At 57.8% G+C, this 21,673-nt stretch carries 13 protein-coding genes; 4 read left to right on the plus strand and 9 right to left on the minus strand.

Annotated elements, in window-relative coordinates; translation table 11 throughout:
- Positions 1-175: 175 nt before the first annotated feature.
- Positions 176-634 (minus strand): IS30 family transposase, encoded by a 459-nt coding sequence (locus tag AAY24_RS00770; protein ID WP_199930439.1) that lies wholly within the window; start codon positions 632-634, stop codon positions 176-178.
- 1,830 nt (positions 635-2,464) lie between these two features.
- On the opposite strand from AAY24_RS00770, the gene proV reads away from it, so the two are divergent.
- Genes proV through proX form a run of 3 tightly spaced genes read left to right on the plus strand, consistent with a single transcriptional unit; the run spans position 2,465 to position 5,863 of the window.
- The gene (proV, locus tag AAY24_RS00775) at positions 2,465-3,667 is read left to right on the plus strand and encodes a glycine betaine/L-proline ABC transporter ATP-binding protein ProV (protein ID WP_046858058.1); all 1,203 of its coding nucleotides are present in this window, start codon (positions 2,465-2,467) and stop codon (positions 3,665-3,667) included.
- Between the two features lie 3 nt (positions 3,668-3,670).
- Entirely contained in the window at positions 3,671-4,804 is a 1,134-nt protein-coding gene (proW, locus tag AAY24_RS00780) for a glycine betaine/L-proline ABC transporter permease ProW (RefSeq protein ID WP_046858059.1), read from the plus strand.
- A gap of 45 nt (positions 4,805-4,849) precedes the next feature.
- The gene (gene proX, locus AAY24_RS00785) at positions 4,850-5,863 is read left to right on the plus strand and encodes a glycine betaine/L-proline ABC transporter substrate-binding protein ProX (RefSeq protein WP_046858060.1); all 1,014 of its coding nucleotides are present in this window, start codon (positions 4,850-4,852) and stop codon (positions 5,861-5,863) included.
- A 190-nt stretch (positions 5,864-6,053) separates the two neighbouring features.
- Here the strand turns inward: proX and AAY24_RS00790 are convergent, their stop codons facing one another.
- The 6 genes from AAY24_RS00790 to AAY24_RS00815 form a co-directional block, all read right to left on the minus strand.
- Entirely contained in the window at positions 6,054-9,134 is a 3,081-nt protein-coding gene (locus AAY24_RS00790; protein WP_046858061.1) for a molybdopterin dinucleotide binding domain-containing protein, read from the minus strand.
- A 28-nt stretch (positions 9,135-9,162) separates the two neighbouring features.
- Positions 9,163-10,185 carry an NrfD/PsrC family molybdoenzyme membrane anchor subunit gene (gene nrfD, locus AAY24_RS00795; RefSeq protein WP_046858062.1) on the minus strand — a complete coding sequence of 341 codons (1,023 nt, stop codon included), beginning with the start codon at positions 10,183-10,185 and terminating at the stop codon, positions 9,163-9,165.
- Entirely contained in the window at positions 10,182-10,910 is a 729-nt protein-coding gene (gene dsrO / locus AAY24_RS00800) for a sulfate reduction electron transfer complex DsrMKJOP subunit DsrO (RefSeq protein WP_046860894.1), read from the minus strand. Before dsrO ends, nrfD begins: the two co-directional genes overlap by 4 nt.
- Before the next feature lie 229 nt (positions 10,911-11,139).
- Positions 11,140-11,763, minus strand: coding sequence for a response regulator transcription factor (locus AAY24_RS00805; RefSeq protein WP_046858063.1), 624 nt, complete (start codon positions 11,761-11,763; stop codon positions 11,140-11,142).
- Positions 11,753-13,621, minus strand: a complete 1,869-nt coding sequence (locus tag AAY24_RS00810; RefSeq protein ID WP_052760972.1) for a sensor histidine kinase — start codon at positions 13,619-13,621, stop codon at positions 11,753-11,755. The genes AAY24_RS00805 and AAY24_RS00810 overlap by 11 nt, the downstream gene beginning before the upstream one ends.
- A 135-nt stretch (positions 13,622-13,756) precedes the next feature.
- Entirely contained in the window at positions 13,757-16,150 is a 2,394-nt protein-coding gene (locus AAY24_RS00815; RefSeq protein ID WP_046858064.1) for a Lon protease family protein, read from the minus strand.
- Positions 16,151-16,491: 341 nt separating this feature from the next.
- On the opposite strand from AAY24_RS00815, the gene AAY24_RS18330 reads away from it, so the two are divergent.
- A complete protein-coding gene (locus AAY24_RS18330; protein WP_082117223.1) occupies positions 16,492-18,582 on the plus strand; it encodes a TIR domain-containing protein in 2,091 nt (696 codons plus the stop codon).
- Positions 18,583-18,643: 61 nt separating this feature from the next.
- Here the strand turns inward: AAY24_RS18330 and AAY24_RS00825 are convergent, their stop codons facing one another.
- Positions 18,644-20,080: a cryptochrome/photolyase family protein gene (locus tag AAY24_RS00825; RefSeq protein ID WP_046860897.1), complete on the minus strand. Its 1,437-nt coding sequence runs from the start codon at positions 20,078-20,080 to the stop codon at positions 18,644-18,646.
- 103 nt (positions 20,081-20,183) lie between these two features.
- Positions 20,184-21,530 (minus strand): SLC13 family permease, encoded by a 1,347-nt coding sequence (locus tag AAY24_RS00830; protein WP_052760974.1) that lies wholly within the window; start codon positions 21,528-21,530, stop codon positions 20,184-20,186.
- Between the last annotated feature and the right edge of the window lie 143 nt (positions 21,531-21,673).

The following is a 21,673-nucleotide window of genomic DNA, read 5'->3' on the forward strand; positions in this document are numbered from 1 at the left end:
TCCGGCGTAAAAGCGGCTTGCGTGGCTATCGACCTAAGGTAGTGTCAAAAAGGTAATTCCTCGGAAAAATAGCGGCGTTTATTAAGTAGAGTTGGGACTGTAGATAAAACTGTGTAACTGCCTATCGTAAAGGCCAGCAATAGCTATGGATAGGTAGCTATGAATAAGCGCGGATTCAACTCACTAGTGCAATAGGCGGGTTGACCCCGAAAAATACCTGATTAGGCGCTTTTCTTCCAAGACATTTTCGGGGGTGATTGTTTAGTTCCTCCATGACTTGGTTGATCTCCTCCTGCGTGATGCTTGTAAAGTCCCGGTGTTTCGGGAAGTACTGGCGAATGAGGCCGTTGGTGTTCCCATTCAACCCTCGCTCCCAGGAGGCGTACGGATGGGCAAAAAAGAACCTGGCATTGAGGCCTTTCGCAATGGTCTCATGACCGGCGAATTCCTTGTCGTTATCGGAGATCAGCGTGTTAATGCGGTCAGCGATGGGTTGGTGCAGCTTGGTGATTGAAACGATGGCCTGCTTGTGGCCTTTGCCGATAATCGTATCGAGTTCCCAGTCGCTTAACCGTGAACGGCCATCAACCACGGGCAGGTGGCGCTGATGCTGGTGGCGGCCCGTCTCAGGCACATCGCGGGGACCAAATGGGGAACCCGTCGCTATCTGTCGATGGAGGCACTGGAGAAATAGGACCTGGAGAACTCGATTACTGCGTAACTACGAAGTCACCGCCAAGAAAAGTACGAAAGATTTTTGTCACTATCCGCGATGGTTATAGTGCTGGCGTCGAGCTGCAGAATCATGCAGACGATTTTGTAGGTAGCTGGATCGGTAGAAATCCAGCAACTTATGATAAGCGTCCTGAGAGAAGTAGTTCATTTAGAGAGGGATTGAGAATGTTAATTGATGCGGCCAATGTTCATACTTGTTACGGGACGGGTAGTGCTAACAAGGATTGTATACCTAACTATGGAAAAGCTCCGACAATGGTTGTTCAGCCTTAATATAAAAATGTAGAAATGCAAAAATGATAAGGGTGCTTAGTATTTGTTTAATACTTTGCTTGTCTGGTTGTGTGAGCAAATCTTTTAAACCGCCCCCACCAATATATAAAGTGTGGAATCAACCAGGGTTCGATGAATTGGATGTAAAGAAGGCATTGTTGGAGTGCGGTGATGCATCACCATCATCTACATATCAAATGTATGAGTATGCTTTTGGTTTAAAGGAAGAAAGGGATGTTATTAATTACATTCTCATCACAGATGCTTGTATGGAACAAGCTGGTTTTACTTCATCAAATTGGACTTTTAAGGAAAAGTGCTCTTGGAGCCATCATAAAGATCTGCCTGTCTGCCAGCCCGGTGCGAAGATACCGAAACCCAGCATAGAACGAAGATTGAACAGCTGGTACTGCAAGCTAAAAACGGACTATCAATATTGTCTCAAGCATGCAGTTAACCCCCCTGCATGTAATCCGGAAGGGTATAAAAATCCCCCACCAGAGTGTTTACCATAAGGAGCTAACTATTACAGGACTGTAGTTAATTAAAATATGAAAGGGAATTCAGATGATAAGGGTCTTTGCGTTGCCTGTACTAGTAACTCTACTGACAGGCTGTATTACAACATCAGGTATCTATAAGTTAACGGCTGTGGACAAGCAAGGAAATCCGGTCGCTACTCAATTTAATCTGATTGCTGAAGGAACCGGTATCTACAGTATGCGTAACGCGTTATGTGCCACTTATCCAGGTGAGATTGTCTATATAACATCTGCCACGGATGGTAAAAAACTCGATAGTGAAAGTCCCCATCAATGTAGATGAGTTCACTTTATCTGTAAGCAGTAAAGATATTGACGCACCATGTGCTTTCTATTCTGGTTCTAGAGTGCCCGCCAAATTGATACCCGGGGGAAAGGCCAGGATGGAGGGCAGGCCTTTCCTCTGCAACTAGTCCCCTGTGTCACATCCCGGTTTCTGCTTTTGGAGGGGAAATAAAATACCACTTGCTGGCCGTTTAAATCCCTTCTGCTCGTAAAATCAGCGTCTTAAAGGGTATGTCGCCATCTTAGTTCAAGCGAATTACTGGCAGAATCGATTGTGTTGTAAATCGATTCAAGGGGACTGTTTGGTGCGGAAAATCATTTGATGTCGATGGTAATTGTGCTGTCGAATGGTGCTTTGTTTGACGGGATGGCACAAAAATTGTTAGTATTCTAACTTAATTGTGTTGAATAAAAATTATTTAAAATGATTTATAATCAATGCGTTATACTTTTGTATGTGCCGTATGCCGAATAAATAAATTTTGAAGCGTATCATAATTCGTTTGGCCGGCAGGGTAGCTGGAATAAACATAGTCTACTAATCAATTCAGTCGCTTGACGTTGTTACTCCTGGTCAGGTGGCGATTTGTACAAGCATGCAACCACCTCATCCAGAAAGTGATCTCTATATGCAGCAATCGCCTGTCAAGGTTCGAGTAAAGAATCTGTTCAAGATATTTGGAAAAAATACTAAGGAAGCGCTCCGCCTGGCTCGTCAGGGTGTCGATAAGGAGACCGTGTTTGAGAAGACCGGTCAGGCCGTTGGTGTCAACGATGCCTCTTTCGATGTCATGGAAGGGGAGATATTCGTTGTCATGGGGCTGTCCGGTTCGGGTAAATCGACCATGGTTCGACTGCTTAACCGGTTGATCGAACCCACCGCGGGTGAGGTGCTGGTGGATGGTCGGGATATCGCAGCCATGTCGGACGAGCAGTTGCGAGAGTTGCGCCGCAAGGACATGAGCATGGTGTTCCAGTCATTCGCCCTGATGCCCCATCTGACCGTTTTGCAGAATGCCGCATTTGGACTTGAGCTGGGCGGAACCCCTCTGAATGAACGTCTGGAGCGGGCTGAACAGGCCCTGCAACAGGTAGGGCTGGATGCCTGGGGCGACAGTTTTCCCCACGAGCTATCCGGTGGTATGCAGCAACGAGTCGGGCTGGCCCGGGCGTTGGCCAACGATCCCTCCGTACTGCTGATGGATGAGGCGTTTTCAGCGCTTGATCCATTGATTCGATCCGAGATGCAGGATGAGTTGCTTAATCTGCAGGAGACCCACCAACGTACCATTATCTTCATCTCCCATGACCTGGATGAGGCGATCCGCATCGGCGATCGTATCGCCATTATGGAGGGTGGGCGTGTCGTGCAGGTTGGCACGCCGGATGAGATTCTGCGGAACCCGGCCGACGATTATGTGCGCTCCTTCTTCCGTGGCGTGGATGTCTCCACGGTGTTCACTGCCGGAGATATTGCCCGGAAAACCCAGGTGACGGTGATTGAACATGGTGGTCTGGGTGTGCGGGCGGCACTTGAACGTCTCAGTCAGCATGACCGGGATTACGGTTATGTGATCGATAGGCGACAGCGGTTCGAAGGTGTGGTGTCGGTCGACAGCCTGGAGCGCGAGCTGGAAGAGGATGAACCCCGTTTAACCAACGCCTTTATTCCCGACGTTGAACCGGTTTCCCACGATACCGCGTTGGGTGATCTGTTTGGTCCTCTGGCGCAACACGGTTATGGACTGCCGGTGGTTTCAGCGGATGGTCGTTATCTTGGTGCGGTGAGCAAGGCCACCATGCTTAAAACTTTAGATAGACAGGCAAGGTGAGCCATGAGTAGCGATAACAGTAGTAATCCCTGGGCGGCTGCAAGCAGCAGTGACACTGCAGTCAATGCGCCGGCTGTGACTGAACCGGCATCCGAAGCGGCGGCCGCCAATCCCTGGGGTGGCGGGGCTCCGGCGCCTGTCGATTCAACAAGCGATTGGTTGAACAATCAGCAGGCAGCAGCACCGGAGGAAGCCTTTAACTGGCTTGATCCGTTTGCGCAAAAACTGATCCCGTTGGATCACTGGGTGGACCAGGGACTGGAATGGCTGGTGGATAATTTCCGGCCCGCGTTTCAGGCAGTGCGTTGGCCCATCGATGCCACCCTGACCAGTATCGAGTCCGCCCTGTTGGCGGTGCCATCCATCATCATGATTATCCTGTTTGGCCTGATTGCGTGGCAGGTCAGCGGTCGCCGACTGGCGTTGGCAAGCATGGCATCCCTGGTCTTTATTGGACTGATAGGCGCCTGGCCGGAAGCCATGGTGACCCTGGCCCTAGTACTCACGTCGGTGTTTTTCTGTATTCTGCTGGGCCTGCCAACCGGCATTCTGCTGGCCCGAAACGATCGGGCGGAATCGACGTTCCGGCCGATCCTGGACGCCATGCAGACCACCCCCGCCTTTGTCTATCTGGTACCGGTGGTGATGCTGTTTGGTATCGGCAATGTACCCGGCGTGGTGGTGACTATTATTTTTGCTCTGCCACCCCTGATACGTCTCACTAATCTGGGCATCCGTCAGGTACCGGCTGACCTGGTGGAAGCGACCCGTTCATTCGGCGCCTCACCCCGACAGCTGCTGTTCAAAGTACAGCTGCCACTGGCAATGCCGACCATCATGGCTGGCGTGAACCAGACCTTGATGCTTGCCCTTTCCATGGTAGTTATCGCTTCCATGATTGCCGTGGGTGGACTGGGGCAGATGGTGTTGCGTGGAATTGGCCGGCTGGATATGGGGCTGGCCGCTGTCGGTGGAGTAGGTATCGTTCTGCTGGCTATTGTGCTGGATCGTATTACCCAGTCGATGGGTGAGCAGGAACGCCGCAAACCGGCAGCGCGCTGGTACCAGACCGGGCCTCTGGGTCTGGTCATGAACCTGTTTAAGCCTGCCGGGAAGTCCAAAGCGAGTCCGAAGTAGGGCACGGCAGGGACCTTTATTGTTGTACGAATAACGAGGAAAATTATGAAACTGATCAAATTGAAAAGGATGTTACAACTGTCCGCAGCAGCGGCGGTTATCAGTCTTGGTGGAACCGCCCAGGCGGCTGACCTGCCAGGCAAGGGTATCGAAGTACAGCCCCTGAAGAGCTCCATTGCGGAAGAGACTTTCCAGACTCTGGTGGTGATGAAAGCGCTCGAGGCACTCGGTTACGATGTAAAACCGATCAAGGAGATCGAGTACGCTGCCGGACATATCGCTATCGCCAATGGCGATGGCACCTTCCTGGCAGACCACTGGGATCCGCTGCATGTGGATTTCTATAACAAGGCCGGCGGTGACGAGAAGCTCTATCGTGAAGGTGTATACTCCGGCGGTGCGCTGCAGGGTTATCTGATCGATAAGAAGACGGCAGACAAGTACGGCATCAAGAATGTTGGCCAGCTGAAAGATCCGAAAATTGCCAAGCTGTTTGACAGCAATGGTGATGGTAAGGCCGACCTGGCGGGTTGTAACCCGGGTTGGGGTTGTGAAAAGGTGATTGAGCATCACCTGGATACCTACGGACTGCGCGACACGGTTACCCATAACCAGGGCTCCTATGGCGCAATCATCGCCGATACCATTGCCCGTTATAAGCAGGGTGACTCGATCTTCTACTACACCTGGACACCTTACTGGGTGAGTGGTGTATTGGTCCCGGGCAAGGATGTGGTTTGGTTGCAGGTACCGTTCTCCAGCCTGCCTGGTGCACGTGAGAATGTGGATACCAGCCTGCCGGATGGCAGCAACTACGGTTTCCAGGCCAATACCCAGCGCATTATTGCCAATCGTGCCTGGGCGGAAGCCAACCCGGCCGCTGCCAAGCTGTTCGCCATCATGCAGTTGAGCAACAACGACATCAGTGCGCAGAATCTTCGCATGCGTGATGGTGAGAAGAGCGCTGCCGATATCGAACGGCATGCCGATGCCTGGATCAAGGGTCATCAGGAACTGTTCGATAGCTGGATAGCCGAGGCCAAGAAAGCCGCTATGTAATGGGCTGAATGGTTGAGCATCAGTAGGGGCCTGCGGGCCCCTATTTTTTTGCCGGCGTTAAAAACAGTTGGCTATCGGAGCCAACGGGTTCGGCTCCGATAGCCTCATTTCAAGCCGGTTCAAACCGTCCTGATGTCTGCCTGTGGCCAGTTGAGGAGAGGCCGGAGGGATTGCCCCTCCGGCCTGTTTGTCAGGCCGGCTCCACCCGGGCCGGGAGACCCTGCCGGGCCGCACTGCCGACGACCCAGTCTGCCAGCACCGAGGCCCCTTCGCGCAGGGGATCGGCAAAGCCCAGGTCGTTGATATTGACCCCCATTCCGGCCAGTGTTGACGGTTGGGTAAACTGATCGCCAATCCGGTGCCGGCGCGCCCCCAGCTCCCGGTGTCCGAAGCCGTGTTCGATACCCAGCACACCGGGCCGGATACCGTCACGCACCAAGGCTGGCCCCTTGATAATGCCGCCCGGCGTGATGACCCGGATCTTGTCGCCGGATTCGATACCGATTTTGGCTGCGTCATCCGTATGCATAAGGATGGCATTGGAGGGGTGAAACTGTTGCAGTTTCTGGATGCCGGTGGTGTGGGATGACATATAGGGTGACTTGGTGCTGATCACCTTGTAGGGCCAGGCCGAGGCCGGGAACTGGCTCTCCAGTGTCGTACCGTCGGCCAGGGAGGGTTTAATCCAGGTGGGTGTGCCGATATAGCGTTTACCACTCATGCTGTTGCGTGTGGTGGCCAGTTTCTCGTCATAAATCTGCACGGTATGATTATATCGTCTGGCCAATGCATCCCCCTGGTAAGCCCGGGAGAGATCCTCGAATCTGCCGCCGCGGGCGTAAAGGTAGGCGGCTTTTTTCCATTCATCGGCCTTGAGGACCGATTTCAGGTCATCCATCAGTCGCTCCACACCGGTCAGCTCCAACTCCTCCATCTCTGCATCCGGTACGATGCTGCCATCGAAGGCGGCATTGGCTGCGGCACGCAGGTAGAAATCCTCCGGACGGTTTAGCGGGTGTATCTCACCACTGGCGGCCTGTATGGCGTTGTTGCCGAAGCCGGGCAGGCCGAGGCGTTTGCCCACCTCGATGAAGAACCACTCCATGCAGACCGGCGTGCCATTCTGATCCTTGACCTGGGCCGGCTCAATCACTGGCCAGCGTGCCGTGCTCACCTTGGTCAGATTGCTCCAGACACTGGACCAGCCCCAGCTCTCGTACAGCACCGAGTCGGGAACGATGTAATCGGCATAGGTGTTGGTCTCGTTAATGAACGGATCTATCGAGACGATCAGGGGTAGGGTGGCGGGGTCCGCCAGTTTGGTCTGAACCTGCTGTCTCAATCCGGCCACCCCATAGAGTGGATTGGAACTCCACAGGATCAAGGCCTTCAGGGGGTAGGGGTAGCCATTGATGGCGGAGGTCAGAAACTCCGATGCGACCGCCGACGACAGGGAATACCAGGGTGCCCTGGCCGGGTACGGGTTCTGGCCGGCCGCAACCTTGCGTTTATATTCGCTGCTCTTTTCATAGGGGAATCCCTGGCGACCCAGACCCACACCCCGGGCTTTCACCATACCCGGGAACTTCTTCAGGTTGTAGCGTGGGCCGGGGGCGATCTCCCTGAAGTGACCACCGCCGGCGCTGGTGCCCCCTTTTGCATTGATATTGCCAACCAGGGCATTGAGCATGACGATGGCATAGGCGGTATAGAAGCCATTGCTGCCCATGGTGCCACCATGGCAGTCGGCGGCGGATCGCTTGCCATGGGCGGTAAACTCCCGGGCCAGTTCCTCTATGGTGGAAACCGGTACGCCACAGTCCGCGGCATACTCCTCCAGGGTCTGTTTTTCAGCCTCTTCCCGGAGCAGGCTGAGGCTGGTTTTAACCTTGACCTTACTGCCGTCGGCGAGGGTCAGACGGCCCTGGTAGAAAAGCTCTGCCGGTCCGGATTCCTGTTGATTGACCGGTTTCCCGCTCTGCTGATCAATTACCACAAAGGGTGATTTTGCCGCATCTCCAGAGAAGAGTTGCAGATCGCTGGCACGCAGAAACTGTCCCTCAAGCGGATGGTCCGATTCCACCACCACCAGATGGGAGGCGTTTGACCAGCTCACTTCACCGGCGGCTTTTGCCGCGTCGGCGTTGGGTTGGCGCAGGAATGTCTCATCATAACGCTGGTTCTCCAGGATCCAGCGAATCATACCCATTACCAAAGCGCCGTCAGTGTTCGGCTTGATGGGTACCCAGCGGCTGTTCTCACCGGCCGCCATGCTGTCGCTGTTGTTCAATACCGGATCCACTACAACATACTTTGTATTGCCGCTGCTGCGGGCCTTGGCGATCTGCTGGCCCTGCCGTTTGAACGGTTTGCCGGCGTTGCCGGGAGCGGTGCCGATGAACAGCAGAAACTCCGCATTGGCGAAGTCAGGCTTCAGGTGCGGTTGCTGTTTCCAGTTCCCCAGCAGCGCGGCGTAACCAGCCCGCATGGACATACCGCAGTAGGCGCTGTGACCGGTGAAGTTGACCGTACCGAAGCTCTGCTTGGCAAACCGGGCGGCGAAGCCGAGGCGCCCGTTCTTGAACCAGGACATGACCGCCAGCTGGTTGGCCCTGGGGCCGAACTCGGGATTCTCCGGGTCGATCGGCGTCTGCAGATCCCGGATAGCCCGCAAACCATCCACGTGGCCCTCTCCAAACAGATCACCCCCTTCCACCACCTCTTGCAGCAACTGCTCCGGAGAGATGGGTGCCCACTGGCCGGAGCCGCGCGGGCCAATGCGCTTGAGCGGCACCCTGACCCGGTTGGGATCGGTTATCTTGCTCAATACCGCATTGCCCCGCCCACAGGCGGTGGAGCGGCCCGTCAGGCCCTGCTCCCGGAAACGGCTGAGTGACACAAAACTCTCCTTGACCGGCGTGCTGTAGGGAATGTGCTCGTCGATGGAGAGCATGTGATAGGGATTACCGGTGACCCGCAGGATTTGGTTCTCTTTCTTGTCGATACGCACCCGCACGCCACACATGGTGGTGCAGCCTTCGCACATGGTATAGGCCATGTACTGATCGGGATTGGCCTTCAATTCACCGGTTTCTGGATCAACGGTGAATTCCGGGCTGGGTGCTTTGCCACTGATCGGGTGTGCCGGTTTATCGCCCGCCCAGGCGCCGCGCAGTAGCTGTTGTGCGGTGTGGCTGTAGCCAAAGCCGAAAGTGGTCAATCCCCCCGCCACAGCTGCGCCTTTTAGGAAGTTACGACGTGAAGTAGTCATGTTGATTCTCCTGAATTGTTCTGTCCTGTCATGCCCGGGCTTGGGGGTGGTACTGGGACAAGAGGGTTCGGATGACGATGAGAAATACCATCCACAGACCCAGCGATCCCAGGATGCCCAACAGGCCTTCAGTGCCGAGCGGCAGGTCGAATAGATAGAAACCGGCGCCATTCTTTGGGATGCCCTGCCCGCCGATGAACATCACCCAGCGCAGCATCCAGGCACCGAACACGGCCAGCAGCCCGGTCACCACGTTCATGGCGGATTGATTGATCAGTCCCAGTAGTAGAGGCAATGCCAGACCCAGGCCTATCCAGAGCAGCAGGCTTTCAACTGGTTGATAGACGAGCATCAGGCGCAGTAACTCCATGCCGGAATTGCTCAGGTTCAGATGGCCGGCACCGCCCCAGGCGACGATCCATGCACCGGTCAGGATCAGAAACAGGTTGAGCCAGTTGACCAGTCGCTGGTTGGCATCCTGGCTGGTGTCAGACTGCAGATTGTTGAGTACCAGGGCCAGGCCGGCGGCTCCTGCCAGTCCACTGATCAGGTAACCCGGCACCAACCAACCCACCTGCCAGAGTACCCGGCTGATCAGGATGCCCATCTCACTGCCGGTGTAGAGCGCAATGCCTGCACCCAGCACGCTGGTTGCTATTGCCGCCAGGCGTGTCAGGGAGTGCCTGTTGTCCCTGTCCCGATAGAGTGCCTGGAAGCCAAACAGCATCAGGGAGAGCAGGTAGGTCGGCAACAGAAAGGCACCCCAGGACATCCAGGAGGTAGGGGTAAAGTGAAGATAGAAGTTATAGAACCGGGCCGGTTGATGCAGGTCCGCCAACAGCGCCACCGGTGCCACCAGTCCTGTGGTGACGGCCACTATCAGACTCAGTCGGGCGATCGGCAACCAGTGGGACTTACGGAGGACCAGGGCCGGTATGGTGAGCAACACACCGCCAATACTGAGACCGATAAAGAAGAAGTACTGCACCGCCCAACTGTTCCAGGTGCTGGCCTGGCTGACACTGATGATTTCAATAAGGTTGCTGTTCATGACAGGGCCTCCTGTTTGAAGTTGTCGGTAGTCGACCAGGCCCCCGGAGTGCCTTCGATCTTATGCTGCAGACGACTGTCCAGTCCGATGTAATAGACCTGCGGACTGGTGCCCAATTCCGGTTTCAGCCCCTTGGTCTGGAAGCGGCTTAGCAGTTGTGACACTTCACTGTGGGGGTCTCTGATGTTGCCAAAGATGCGTGCACCACCGACGCAGGTCTCCACACAGGCTGGTAACAATCCGGCCTCAACGCGGTGGACGCAGAAGGTGCATTTGTCGGCGGTGTGGGTCTCATGGTTGATGAAGCGGGCATCGTAGGGGCAGGCCTGAACACAGTAGGCGCATCCCACGCAACGGGTGTTGTCCACCACCACAATGCCATCGTCCCGTTGATAGGTGGCCTGCACCGGGCAGACCGGTATACAGGGCGGATTCTCACAGTGGTTGCAGAGCCGCGGTAGCATGGCACTGCGGGGTTTGTTCTCCTTCTCCACTTCATACTGGTTCACCAGGGTGCGGAACTGGTTGTCCGGAACCCGGTTTTCCGTGGAACAGGCCACCGTACAGGCCTGACAACCGATGCACTTGCGCAGATCCACAACCATCACCCAACGGGGGGAGTCCGGGTCGGTTTCTGTCGATTGAGCGGCTGATGCTTTGCCCAACACCGGGGCGGTTACGGTGGTCGCGACCGTGGCCAGGAATTTTCTTCGAGAGCTGTCCATTTTGATACCCTTTTGATCGACGCCATGAATGCACACGGAGTGCTTTCTTCTGGTAATAAGGCTACATCCAGCTAAACCTTTAAAAAATTGTGGATAGCCGTATTGTGGGAAACCGAAACAAATCCGCATTCCCATGACACTGGAGGGTGAGAGGCGGGTGGCAGATTACCGCTCGGTGGGGAGAAGCTGCTGTTGGGGTATCGTCGGCAGGCAGGTTGGATCGTTCCGGTTACTCGGCGACGTCCGGTGTCAGGGTCTGTTGCATCATCACCAGGTCGGCCACGGAGGCGGCTTCCATCTTCTCCATGACCCGATGGCGATGGACCTCTACCGTCCGTTCCACCACGCCCAGTTCGGCAGCGATCACCTTGTTGGCGCAGCCGGAGACAATCAGTCCCATCACTTCTCGTTCCCGGGGTGTGAGCCGTTCAAACCGGGTCTTGATGTCATCCAGGCGGATTTTTTGTGAGTAGGCGGCGCGGCTCTTCAGCATCGCCTCCCTTACCTTCTCCACCAGTTGCGGGCCATTGACCGGTTTCTGGACGAAATAGAAGGCGCCATGGCTCATGGCCCGCACCGCCATGGGTACATCGCCATGGCCGGTGAGGATGATGATCTGCAGGGTACTCTCCTGGGCCACCAGGTGTTCGAGCAGTTGCATGCCGCTCATTCCCGGCATGCGCACATCCAGGATCAGCACACCGACGCTGATCGGCTCCAGATCGGCCAGAAAGGCCTCCGCTGAATCGTAGCTGCGGGCGGCGATGTCCACCGCTTCCAGCAACCAGGTGAGGGAGGAGCGGATAGAGGCATCATCATCGATGATATGGACCAGTTCGGGATCATTCGGCATCACAGGCCTCCTTGTGGACGGGTAACAGGATGGAGAAACAGGCCCCCGGATGGACATCGTCGATCACCCGGATGGTGCCGCCATGGGATTCCACGATCGACTGGCTCAGTGACAGGCCCAGACCCATGCCATCCGAAGTAGTGGTGAAAAAGGGTTCAAACAGATGAGGCTTGCTGTCGGGATCAATGCCGGGGCCGAAATCACGTACATCGATGTGCACCATCCCTTCGTCCGGGTCGTGGCGGGTACTCAGCTCTATCCGCAGCCGTTCCGCCGGCAGACCCTTCAGGGCGTCGGCGGCGTTGCGCAGCAGATTGATAATGACCTGCTGAAGCTGGATGGTTTCACTGCATACCGGTGGAAGATCCTCCTGCAGATCGCGCGACAGGCTGATACCACGCTTGTTGGCTTCCGCGTTGAACAGCTCCATGGCATCACGCACCGCCCCATTGATGTCGGTGGGACGGCAGAGGGCGTGCTCCTTACGCAGAAATCCGCGCAAGCGCTGGATGATGGCTCCGGCCCGCTCCGCTTCCGACACCATGCGCTGGATAATCTCCCGCAACTCATCCTGGGTGATGCGGCCTGACTCCAGGCGCCAGATACAGCCCTGGGCATAACTGCTGATGGCTGACAGGGGTTGGTTGAGCTCATGGGCCAGGCCGCTGGCCAGTTCCCCGGCGGTGCTGACCCGTACCACATGGGCCAGTTCATTCTGTTGACTCAACAGTTTCTGCTCGGCCTGCTGCCGCTCGTTCATCTCTGTCTGTAAACGGGTGTTGGCCTCGGTCAACTGGGTGGTTCGTACCCGCACGAGCTGTTCAACCCGATACACATGCCATAGCCACCAGGCTACCCCCATGAAGGCGATCAGAAACCACTGCCAGTATCGGGACCAGAGCAGGTTAACGGTAGGCTGGCGCATCCATTCGTAGGGGCCGACCTGCAGCTCCCGAAACAGGTCGTGGACCGCCTGGTACTCCACCGGAATGGTCCAGCCGGAGTACTCTCCGGCGATGGCGGCGCGATGATTTCGGGGCATGGCCAGCAGTGTCATGGTGAGCCGTTTGGCCAATCGATCGGATGTGTTGGCCAGTTTGGCCAGCGGCCAGTCGGGATAGCCGGGGGTGCTTACCCGGCATTGGCCGCTGCTGTCCATGCCTTCGTTCAGCACCCGGAAATCGGCCATGTTGATCAGGCCTGCCCTGTCCATCTTCTCCAGCAGACAGCCCCGCACAATGCCTGCATCCACCAGGCCGGACTGAACCGATGTGACGATGTTGTCCAGGGGAAAACCGCTGAACACCAGTTCCGACAGATCGGCGAAGGGATCCAGACCATGGCGCTGCATTTCACCCCAGGCCAGTTGAAATCCGCCGAAGGCGTTTGCACTGACGGCCATGACGCTCTGGTGTTTCAGGTCGCTCAGCTCCCGCAGATCCTCCCGGTCGGCCCGGACCAGGATGGTGGAGTAGGTGCGCTCGCTGGGGGATTGATCGGGAAAACGCTGTAGCGTGGCGATTCTGCTGACGCCGTAGCGGTACTCGAGATCGACGTAGTTGCCGGGGTTGGTGATTATAAAACTGACCTGATCGGTCTGGACGGCCTGTTCCATCTGCTCCAGGGTGAGGGGTTCCAGGGTGAAATTGACCCCGGGCACCGCCAGGCTCAGATAGTCGATGGTGGGCCCCCAGTTTTTCTCCGTTTGCTGATCACCGCGAAACGCCAGTACACCGATTTTCAACGGTTGTCCGGAGTCCCGGCCACCTTTCTCATCGGCACCGATCGACCCGGCCCAGAGTACGACCAGGCAGATCAGCAGACGGTGGATAAGGCTAACGGGGGTTCGTGAAATCATGATCCTTACTGTCACAGCACTTCGGCAGACCAACCATAAGTGAGACCCATTTGGTAGCCTATTGGGGAAAACCGAAACAGCTGTGTTTGCCGGGGAGCCCTGTGCGCCCGGTGACGGGTCCCATGCGCGCCAGGGCTAATCCCGGGGTTCCCCGTCCAAGCTCTGTCCCGCATAGTGCAGCCGCAGGGTGATCCATTCGGCAAGCCTGAGCTGGATAAGATAGTTGATGCTGCCCTCCGGGAACAGACCCTCTTCGTCCGGGACCCCTGCCGGCAGGCCGGTCAGCAACTCCATCGCCTGTTCCACATGTTCTACCGCGTAAACCTTGAACAGACCCGCTTCAGCGGCCTCAACGATCTCCTGTTTCAGCATCAGGTCCTTAACGTTCGCAGTGGGGATGATGACGCCATGCTCCCGGGTCAAGCCCCGTGCCTGGCAGATATCGAAAAAGCCCTCAATTTTCTGGCACACCCCACCGATGGCCTGCATCTGGCCGTGCTGGTTAACGGAGCCGGTAATGGCCAGAGACTGTTTCAGCGGTATATCACCCATGGCCGATAACAGCGCGCACAGCTCGGCGGCCGAGGCGCTGTCGCCCTCAATGGTCCCGTAGGTCTGTTCGAATACCAGGCTGGCGGTGACCGAGAGCAGTTGGTTCTTGGCATAACGCTGGCCGATGTAGGAGGAGAGGATCATCACTCCTTTCGAGTGAATGGGGCCGCCCTGTTTGGTTTCCCGTTCGATATCGATGAATTCACCGCCACCCATGCGGGCGGTGGCACTGATGCGGGTCGGCGCACCGAAGGCGTGATCCCCCAGTTGCAGGTAGGTCAGGCCGTTGATCTGGGCCAACTGGATACCGCTGGTGTCGATACGCAGGGTGCCATCCAGAATTGCTTCCTGCAGCTGCTCCTCGTACTGGTTGTTGCGGAATCGCCGGGCCTGGATGGCCGCCTCCACATCCATCCGCTCAATCTGTTTGCTGTCGCGCAGCCCGGCCCGGTGATCGGCTTCCAGCAGCAGCTCCAGCAGGCTGCTCATCCTGAGGGAGATTTTGTCCCCGTTGCTGGAGAGGCGTACCAGCTGTTCGATGATCCGGGCCACCCCGTCCCGCTGGATCGCCCGAATGCCCTCTCTCTTCTGCAGGGTGGCGATCAGGCGGGCATAGAGCAGCTCGTTTTCGTGCTCCCTGGGCAGCTGCTCAGCGAAGTCGGCGGATACTTTGAACAGCAGGCCGAACTCCGGATCGTACTCTTTCAGCAGATAGAACAGGCTCCGGCTGCCGATCAATACCACCTTCAGGTCCAGCGGAATGGTTTCCGGCTCAAGCGATATAGTACTGATCAGGCTCAGCTGGCGTTCCAGGGATTCGATACGAATCTCCCGGGAGCGGAGCGCCCGTTTCAGCCCTTCCCAGGCAAAAGGGTTGGTTAACACCTTCTCTGCATCCAGCATCAGGAAGCCGCCGTTGGCCCGGTGCAGGGCGCCCTGCTTGATCAGGGTGAAGTCGGTCTGCAGGGCGCCAAAACGCGCCTGGTGTTCAATGCGTCCCAGCAGGTTCTGGTAAGTGGGATTGTCCTCAAAAAGCACCGGTGCACCCTGGGTATCCCCATTGTCCACCAGTACGTTGACCCGGTAGCGGGTGAACTCCGGATCCTGGGCGGTAAAGCTCTTTTCGTTGGACTCGCCAGCCTGGCGGAAGATATCCACGTTCTCGATAATATCTTGCTTGGCCTGCTCCAGGTAGGTGCTGATCTTGCTGTTGTCCCGGTAACGTTGCACCAGTTCATTGATGAATTCGGTAACCGTCAGCTGCATGGTCTCCCGGTTCAGTTGACTGAAGCGCTGCTGCATCTCCCGTTGCCATTCCGGCACGTGGCTCATGCTCTCCTTGAGCGCCTGTTTCATGGTTTCGATGCTGTTACCCAGTCGGGCCTGCTCCTCCTCCGGCAGTTGCTTGAACTCTTCCTGTGAGAGTATCTTGCCGTCTTTCTGCGCCGCCAGGGTGAAGCCGGAAGGGCCCTGCATCAGCTTCACATCCAGCCGCTCGGCTTCCTCGCCGAGCCGCTGCACCATGGCGCTTTCCCGCCGGCTGAAGTCCTCCTGGATCTCCCGGGCCTGGCGCTGGTATTCGTCCCCCCGGAAGGCCGCCGGAATCGCCTTGATCAGGTTGTCAATCAGCTGTTCCATATCCCGGCTCAGCAGCCGGCCCATGCCGGCAGGGATGCCCAGGGCGGTCGGTTTGTGTGGGTCCTGAAAATTGGCTACGTAGCACCAGTCCAGGGGGACGGCAGTATCCATGGATTGTTTGATCAGAGATTCATGCACCAGGGTGTGGCGGCCCAGGCCGTTGGATCCCATCACGTAGAGGTTGTAACCGGAGTGGGGCATGTCGACACCGAACCTGATGGACTCAATGACCCGCTCCTGACCGATGGTTTCGGACAGGTGCTCCAACTCTTCAGTCGTTTCAAAGGTCAGCAGGTCGGGATTGCACGCATGATAGAGCTGCGCTGGCTTCAACAACATGTATGGGACTCCTTGCTCCGGTCTACCGGTTGCCCTGGCAGTGGCGCGTTGGCAACCGGCTTGAGAAAAAATGGCGTTGTGTAACTCCGTTGGTTCGGCTAAAGGATACGCGGTGTGGAGGGGTGGGCGCCATGATGGAGCGCAACTCTTTGAATTTTCAGGCCGGATTAGGTCGTTGAGTGATGCCAGGGACGTGGAGTGGTGCTGCTGTTGTGCTGTTCAGCGGTCAAGAATTCTCTCTGATTCCCCCGGTTTCTCCTATGCTTGAATGACAACCGGGATATGCAACCGTCAGTGTGATGGGGGCCGGGCCATTGGAGAAACCGTGGGGGTGTCGGGTCTTGGACGGGATTTTTATCAGCTATAGACGTGAAGATTCCGCCGGCTATGCCGGTCGCCTGTACGACAGGTTAGCGGCCCATTTCGGAGCGGAGCGTGTCTTCATGGATGTGGAGGGTATCGCGCCCGGCACCGATTTTGTTGACGCGATCGAGCGTGCCGTCACCTCCTGCAAGGTGTTGATCGTACTGATCGGCAAGGAGTGGACTGCTATCCAGGACAACAGCGGTCGCCGTCGCCTGGATGATCCGAACGACTTTATTCGCCTGGAGACCAGTACCGCTCTGAAACGGGATATCCGGGTAGTGCCGGTGCTGGTGGAAGGGGCACTGATGCCACGTGCCGATGAACTGCCCGATGAGCTGTCCGGGCTGAGTCGCCGCCAGGCTATTGAAGTCAGCCACAAACAGTGGGAGGCGAGCACCGGCAACCTGATCGAAGCGCTGGATAAGATCTACTTTCCGGATGCCGTGGTCGAGCCATCACCGACAACTGCCGGATCCGAAGAGACGGACTTCGAAACATCGCCACCACCGCCACCCCCCCGGTGGCGCTGGTTGGCTGTGGGCGTGATTTTGCTTCTGGTCGGAGGATGGCTGGCGGAACGCTGGTTGTTACCTGGTGACAACGGCGATGATGTAACGATTAATGCCATCACCCGGGAAGCACAGGTGCCCATCGTCACGCCGGAGACGGGGCAGGTGGATGTGCCGTCCCGGACAACCGATCCAGCTGAGGACGCCTCATCCGAACAGAAACCGGTCACTGAACCCGTGGTGATTGCTGCCGGTCCCACGCCGGAGATCGATCACCCAGCTGATCCAAAGCCTGGTCGGTTGGAGGTTGACCCCCGCCAGGTGGACCTTGGAACCATTACCCTGGGTACACAGGACTCGGCGCTGATCAGATTGAGAAACAGCGGCGATGGGGATCTGCCGGTTCCCGGGCTGGAGGGGACCAAGGTGGCGGGACTCACCATTGTTCAGCACTGTCCCGAGGTACTGGCTCCGGGCCAGAGTTGCCGGGTGGAACTGGTAGTGAAACCGCTTAAAACCGGACCGCTGAATATCCGCTTTGGGATCCAGTCGGTGAATGAGACGCCGCTGTCGGTTGCCCTGATCGGCCAGGTGGTGGAAAAGGTCGTGCCACCGGTCAAGGAACCGATCCTGGCGTCTCCCGGACCGCCAACCGTAGTATCCAAACCCGACCCACCACCAGAGCCGAAAATTCTCCGCTTTGGCAGCAAGGTGAGTGGTAAGGCTGTTGAACTCTGCTACCGGACCGCCAATGCGGAGCAGGCCACCATCAGCCCCCGGCCAGGCCGCCTGAAAAATCCCCATCGCGGTTGCGTGACGGTTTCCATCACCGAACGAACCACCTTCAGAATCGTTGTCCAGGGTGCGGATCGTCGCGCCTCGGACAGCCTGGTGGCGACCCCGGAGAGCCCACCTGCGCCAGTGGTCACACCGGAGGCCACGGCCGGGGATGGGGGCGTCGGCGATCCCGTGAACAACCGTTTGCCCAACGTGGGGGATCAGTGGACCTACCGGATTCGCGGGCGCTGGGCATCTTCACCCAAACAGACCGTCCGGGTGTCGTTAGTGTCTGTCACCTCCGCTGGGGTCGGGGAGCAGTTGTCACGGCTTGAAGCGGACTCGAACCGTAACCTGGGCCAGCGGCAGGTGCGCGGGCCGGTGGCCTATGTGACCCAGTCTCCCCACTTAGGTGGCGAGTTCAGTCCCTATCTGAATGCCTATGGAGGTGTCACGGCCCAATCAGAGTGGCAAGGCATACCCACCCCGGACATCAACAGTTTCTGGACCAAATGGTACAGCACCGGCAAGGTGGAGGGGCGGGAATCGGTAACACTGCCAGCGGGTACTTACGATGCACTCAAGCTGGAGATCTGGAGTGCCCGGGCCGCCTCCGGTGGCCGGACACAAAAGGATGCGGAACCGGTGCGGATCCGATACGAGATCTGGTACGCGGCCGGGATCAAACGTTATGTGAAGATGGTGCGCACCACTACAGCGGCGTCCGGGCAGCGCATCAATACCGATACCTTTGAGTTGCTCGACTATCAACAGCGGTGAGATGTGGCAGCGGTGGTTGAGCCGGGAGCAAGCCGTCCCGGTCGGCCTTTGCTGGGCAGGATTACTCGCGCTGTTGTCGCTTGATCCGTTCCCAGCGTTGCAGCGCATCGCGGCGGCTCCGGCTCAGATCCAGGATGGGCAGGGGATAGTCGAAGGGCTCATCGCTGAGTCGGCCGCTATACAGTACGTTTTTCCCGGCCCCGGTCAGCTCCGGCAACCACCGCTTGATATAACGGCCTTCAGGGTCAAAGCGTTTGGCCTGGGTGGCCGGATTGAAGATGCGAAAATAGGGGGCAGCATCAACGCCACAGCCGGCGCTCCACTGCCAGCCCAGGCTGTTGTTGGCCAGGTCCGCATCCACCAGGGTATCCCAGAACCAGCGGGCACCCTGCAGCCAGTGAACGCCAAGGTTCTTGGTCAGCAGCGAGGCCACAAGCATCCTGACCCGGTTATGCATCCAGCCGGTCTGCCACAGCTCCCGCATACCGGCATCCACAATCGGGATACCGGTTTCACCCCGTTGCCATGCCTGCAACTCGGCATCCTGTTCGTCGTCAGCCTTCCAGGCCAGCTTTTCAAAGCGGCGGTCGAGCGATTGATTGGCGCTGCGGGGTGAGTGATAGAGGATATAGTGGGCGAATTCCCGCCAGCCGAGCTGGCTGTGGATTCGCTCCAGGTGGGTGACCGTGGCGGGTGACTGGTCAGCCTGCTGCCGCAAACCCCACAGAAGCTGGCGTGGCGAAATCTCGCCGAAGTGCAGATGGGGCGACAGGCGGGAAGTGCCGTCACGGTCGGGAAAGTCCCGTAACCGGTCATAGGCCGGCAGTGCATGCAACAGAAACTGTTCCCAGCGCTCCAGGGCCGCCTGTTCGCCCGTTTGCCAGACGCTGTGAAATCCACCATCCCAGGGTATCCGGGGGAGCAGTGCCAGATCGCCGGGCGACAGGGTGGGCAGATCTTTCGATGGTGAACTGATCCGTCGGACAGGGGGTAGGGGAGGCGGTATCTGATGCAGCTGCCCGCTGACGGTTCGCCAGTAGGCGCCAAACACCTTATAGGGGGTGCCCTGGCCGGTCAGGATACTGGCCGGTTCGCTCAGCAGATTGGCGTTGAACGACTGGCAGGACAGACCCTGGCCGGTCAGCCTCTGCTTGATGTCACGGTCCCGGCTCATGCTGGTGGGATCGTAGTTGCGGTTCCAGAACAGGTGGGTGGCCCCGGTTTGCCGGACTATGTGCTGCAGCCGTTCCAGTGTGGGGCCCGTGGCGATGATCAGTTTCGCGCCCGCCTGATGCAGCTCCCGTTGCAGGGCGCAGAGACTGTGATGCAACCACCAGTTGCTGGCCCTGCCCGGAATCCAGGGCGCCGCCTCGTCGGGCGCGTGAATATAGAGCGGGATTACCCGGGCACACTGGTTCACCGCCGCCGTCAGGGCCGGATTGTCAGCCAGGCGCAAGTCCCTGCGAAACCAGACCAAAGCAGTATCGGTTCTGTCCATGGAGCCAGTCTCCCCCATTGGATGTGGATTGTCACCGCCTGTTTCAACAGGGCGGGCGGGGTGGCTCAGCTGCCGGTTGTGGAGACGGCGAGATGGAGGTCGATCAGATGATCCACCAGGCGCCCAGGCTGATCAGGCAGGCCAGCACCAGGTTCATCACAACCCCGGCCCGCATCATCTGCCCCTGGGGGACATAGCCGCATCCGTATACGATGGCGTTGGGCGGCGTGGCCACCGGCAGCATGAAGGCGCAGGAGGCGGCGATGGCAATCACCACCGTCATCACAGTGGATGAGACCCCCATCGCCTCGGCGATGGAGGCGAAGATCGGTACCATCAGAGCGCTGCTGGCGGTGTTACTGGCCACCTCGGTCAGGAAGACCATGAAGAGCACGATCACCAGCAGCAGCATCAACAGGGGCGCCCCCTGTAACAGGCCGGCGGCCCCCTCCGCCAGAAATACGCTGGTGCCGGTCTCCTTGAGCATGGCCGAAAGGGTCAGGCCACCGCCGAACAGCAGCAGTACACCCCAGTTGGCCGACCCTTCGATATCATTCCACTCCACCAGTCGCAGGGCGGCGATCAGGACAATCGCCATGATCGACACCAGGGAGTCGAATCCTGCGCCGATACCCAGCAGCTCTGAGATCGGCCGGCTGAGCAGCCAGAGCAGCACGGTGAGCAGGAATACGCCCAGGGTCAAGCGCTGCTGCAGGGTCAGGGGGCCCTGTTCGGCAGAGAGCTCCGTGGTCGGTTCCAGGTGGTAGGACAGGTCCGGTTGTAACAGCAGTCTCAGTAATATCACCACCAGGGGCAGCATCACCAGTACGATCGGCAGACCGAAGCTGAACCATTCAACAAAGCTGATGCCACTGGCGGCGGCCGCAATGGCATTGGGCGGGCTGCCCACCAGGGTACCGATGCCGCCGATATTGGCTGAATAGGCCAGGCCCAGCAGCAGATACCAGTGGGTGGCGCGATACTTTTCATAGGGTAGGCGGGCAAGCAGACCCAGTGCCAGGGGCAGCATCATCGCGGTGGTGGCAGTATTGGATATCCACATGGAGACAAACGCCGTGGTGGCGAACAGCAGCAGGGCTGCCCGGGATAGCTGGCCATGGGCCGCCCGCATCACCAGGGAGGCGAGGCGGACATCGATCTGCTGCCGGTGCAGGGCCGCCGCCAGGGCAAAGCCGCCCAGGAAGAGAAATATGATCGGATGGGCGAAATTGCGCAGCGCCTCGCTGGCGCTGAACACCCCACTGCCGACGGTCAGTAATGGGATCAGCAGGGCGGTGATGGTGATGTGGAAAGTTTCGGTAATCCAGAGCAGGGCGATAAAGGCGAGTATGGACAGACCGATGCGCAGTGGTTCGTCCAGGTTTATCCCCCAATAGAGTACCAGGGCGATCACGGTTGCCCCGGTCAGCGTAATCCAGCGTCGATCCATATCAGATGCTCATTTGCGGCTGCCAAACAGGTAGCCAATGTTGTTATTGTGGTGGCCTGTTCCGGGTGTCTGTTGACCGGCGGTGTTTCTGTCCCGGTCTTGCCCCGCTTTTCTGGTATTAGGGCTAGATTAACATGTTAATT

Source organism: Sedimenticola thiotaurini, from assembly GCF_001007875.1.
GTDB lineage: Bacteria > Pseudomonadota > Gammaproteobacteria > Chromatiales > Chromatiaceae > Sedimenticola > Sedimenticola thiotaurini.

Excerpts from the sequence above, each read along its gene's own strand:
- proV (WP_046858058.1), top strand. The coding sequence starts at position 2,465 with ATGCAGCAATCGCCTGTCAAGGTTCGAGTAAAGAATCTGTTCAAGATA.
- proW (WP_046858059.1), top strand. The coding sequence starts at position 3,671 with ATGAGTAGCGATAACAGTAGTAATCCCTGGGCGGCTGCAAGCAGCAGT.
- proX (WP_046858060.1), top strand. The coding sequence starts at position 4,850 with ATGAAACTGATCAAATTGAAAAGGATGTTACAACTGTCCGCAGCAGCG.
- AAY24_RS00790 (WP_046858061.1), bottom strand. The coding sequence starts at position 9,134 with ATGACTACTTCACGTCGTAACTTCCTAAAAGGCGCAGCTGTGGCGGGG.
- nrfD (WP_046858062.1), bottom strand. The coding sequence starts at position 10,185 with ATGAACAGCAACCTTATTGAAATCATCAGTGTCAGCCAGGCCAGCACC.
- dsrO (WP_046860894.1), bottom strand. The coding sequence starts at position 10,910 with ATGGACAGCTCTCGAAGAAAATTCCTGGCCACGGTCGCGACCACCGTA.
- AAY24_RS00805 (WP_046858063.1), bottom strand. The coding sequence starts at position 11,763 with ATGCCGAATGATCCCGAACTGGTCCATATCATCGATGATGATGCCTCT.
- AAY24_RS00810 (WP_052760972.1), bottom strand. The coding sequence starts at position 13,621 with ATGATTTCACGAACCCCCGTTAGCCTTATCCACCGTCTGCTGATCTGC.
- AAY24_RS00815 (WP_046858064.1), bottom strand. The coding sequence starts at position 16,150 with ATGTTGTTGAAGCCAGCGCAGCTCTATCATGCGTGCAATCCCGACCTG.
- AAY24_RS00825 (WP_046860897.1), bottom strand. The coding sequence starts at position 20,080 with ATGGACAGAACCGATACTGCTTTGGTCTGGTTTCGCAGGGACTTGCGC.
- AAY24_RS00830 (WP_052760974.1), bottom strand. The coding sequence starts at position 21,530 with ATGGATCGACGCTGGATTACGCTGACCGGGGCAACCGTGATCGCCCTG.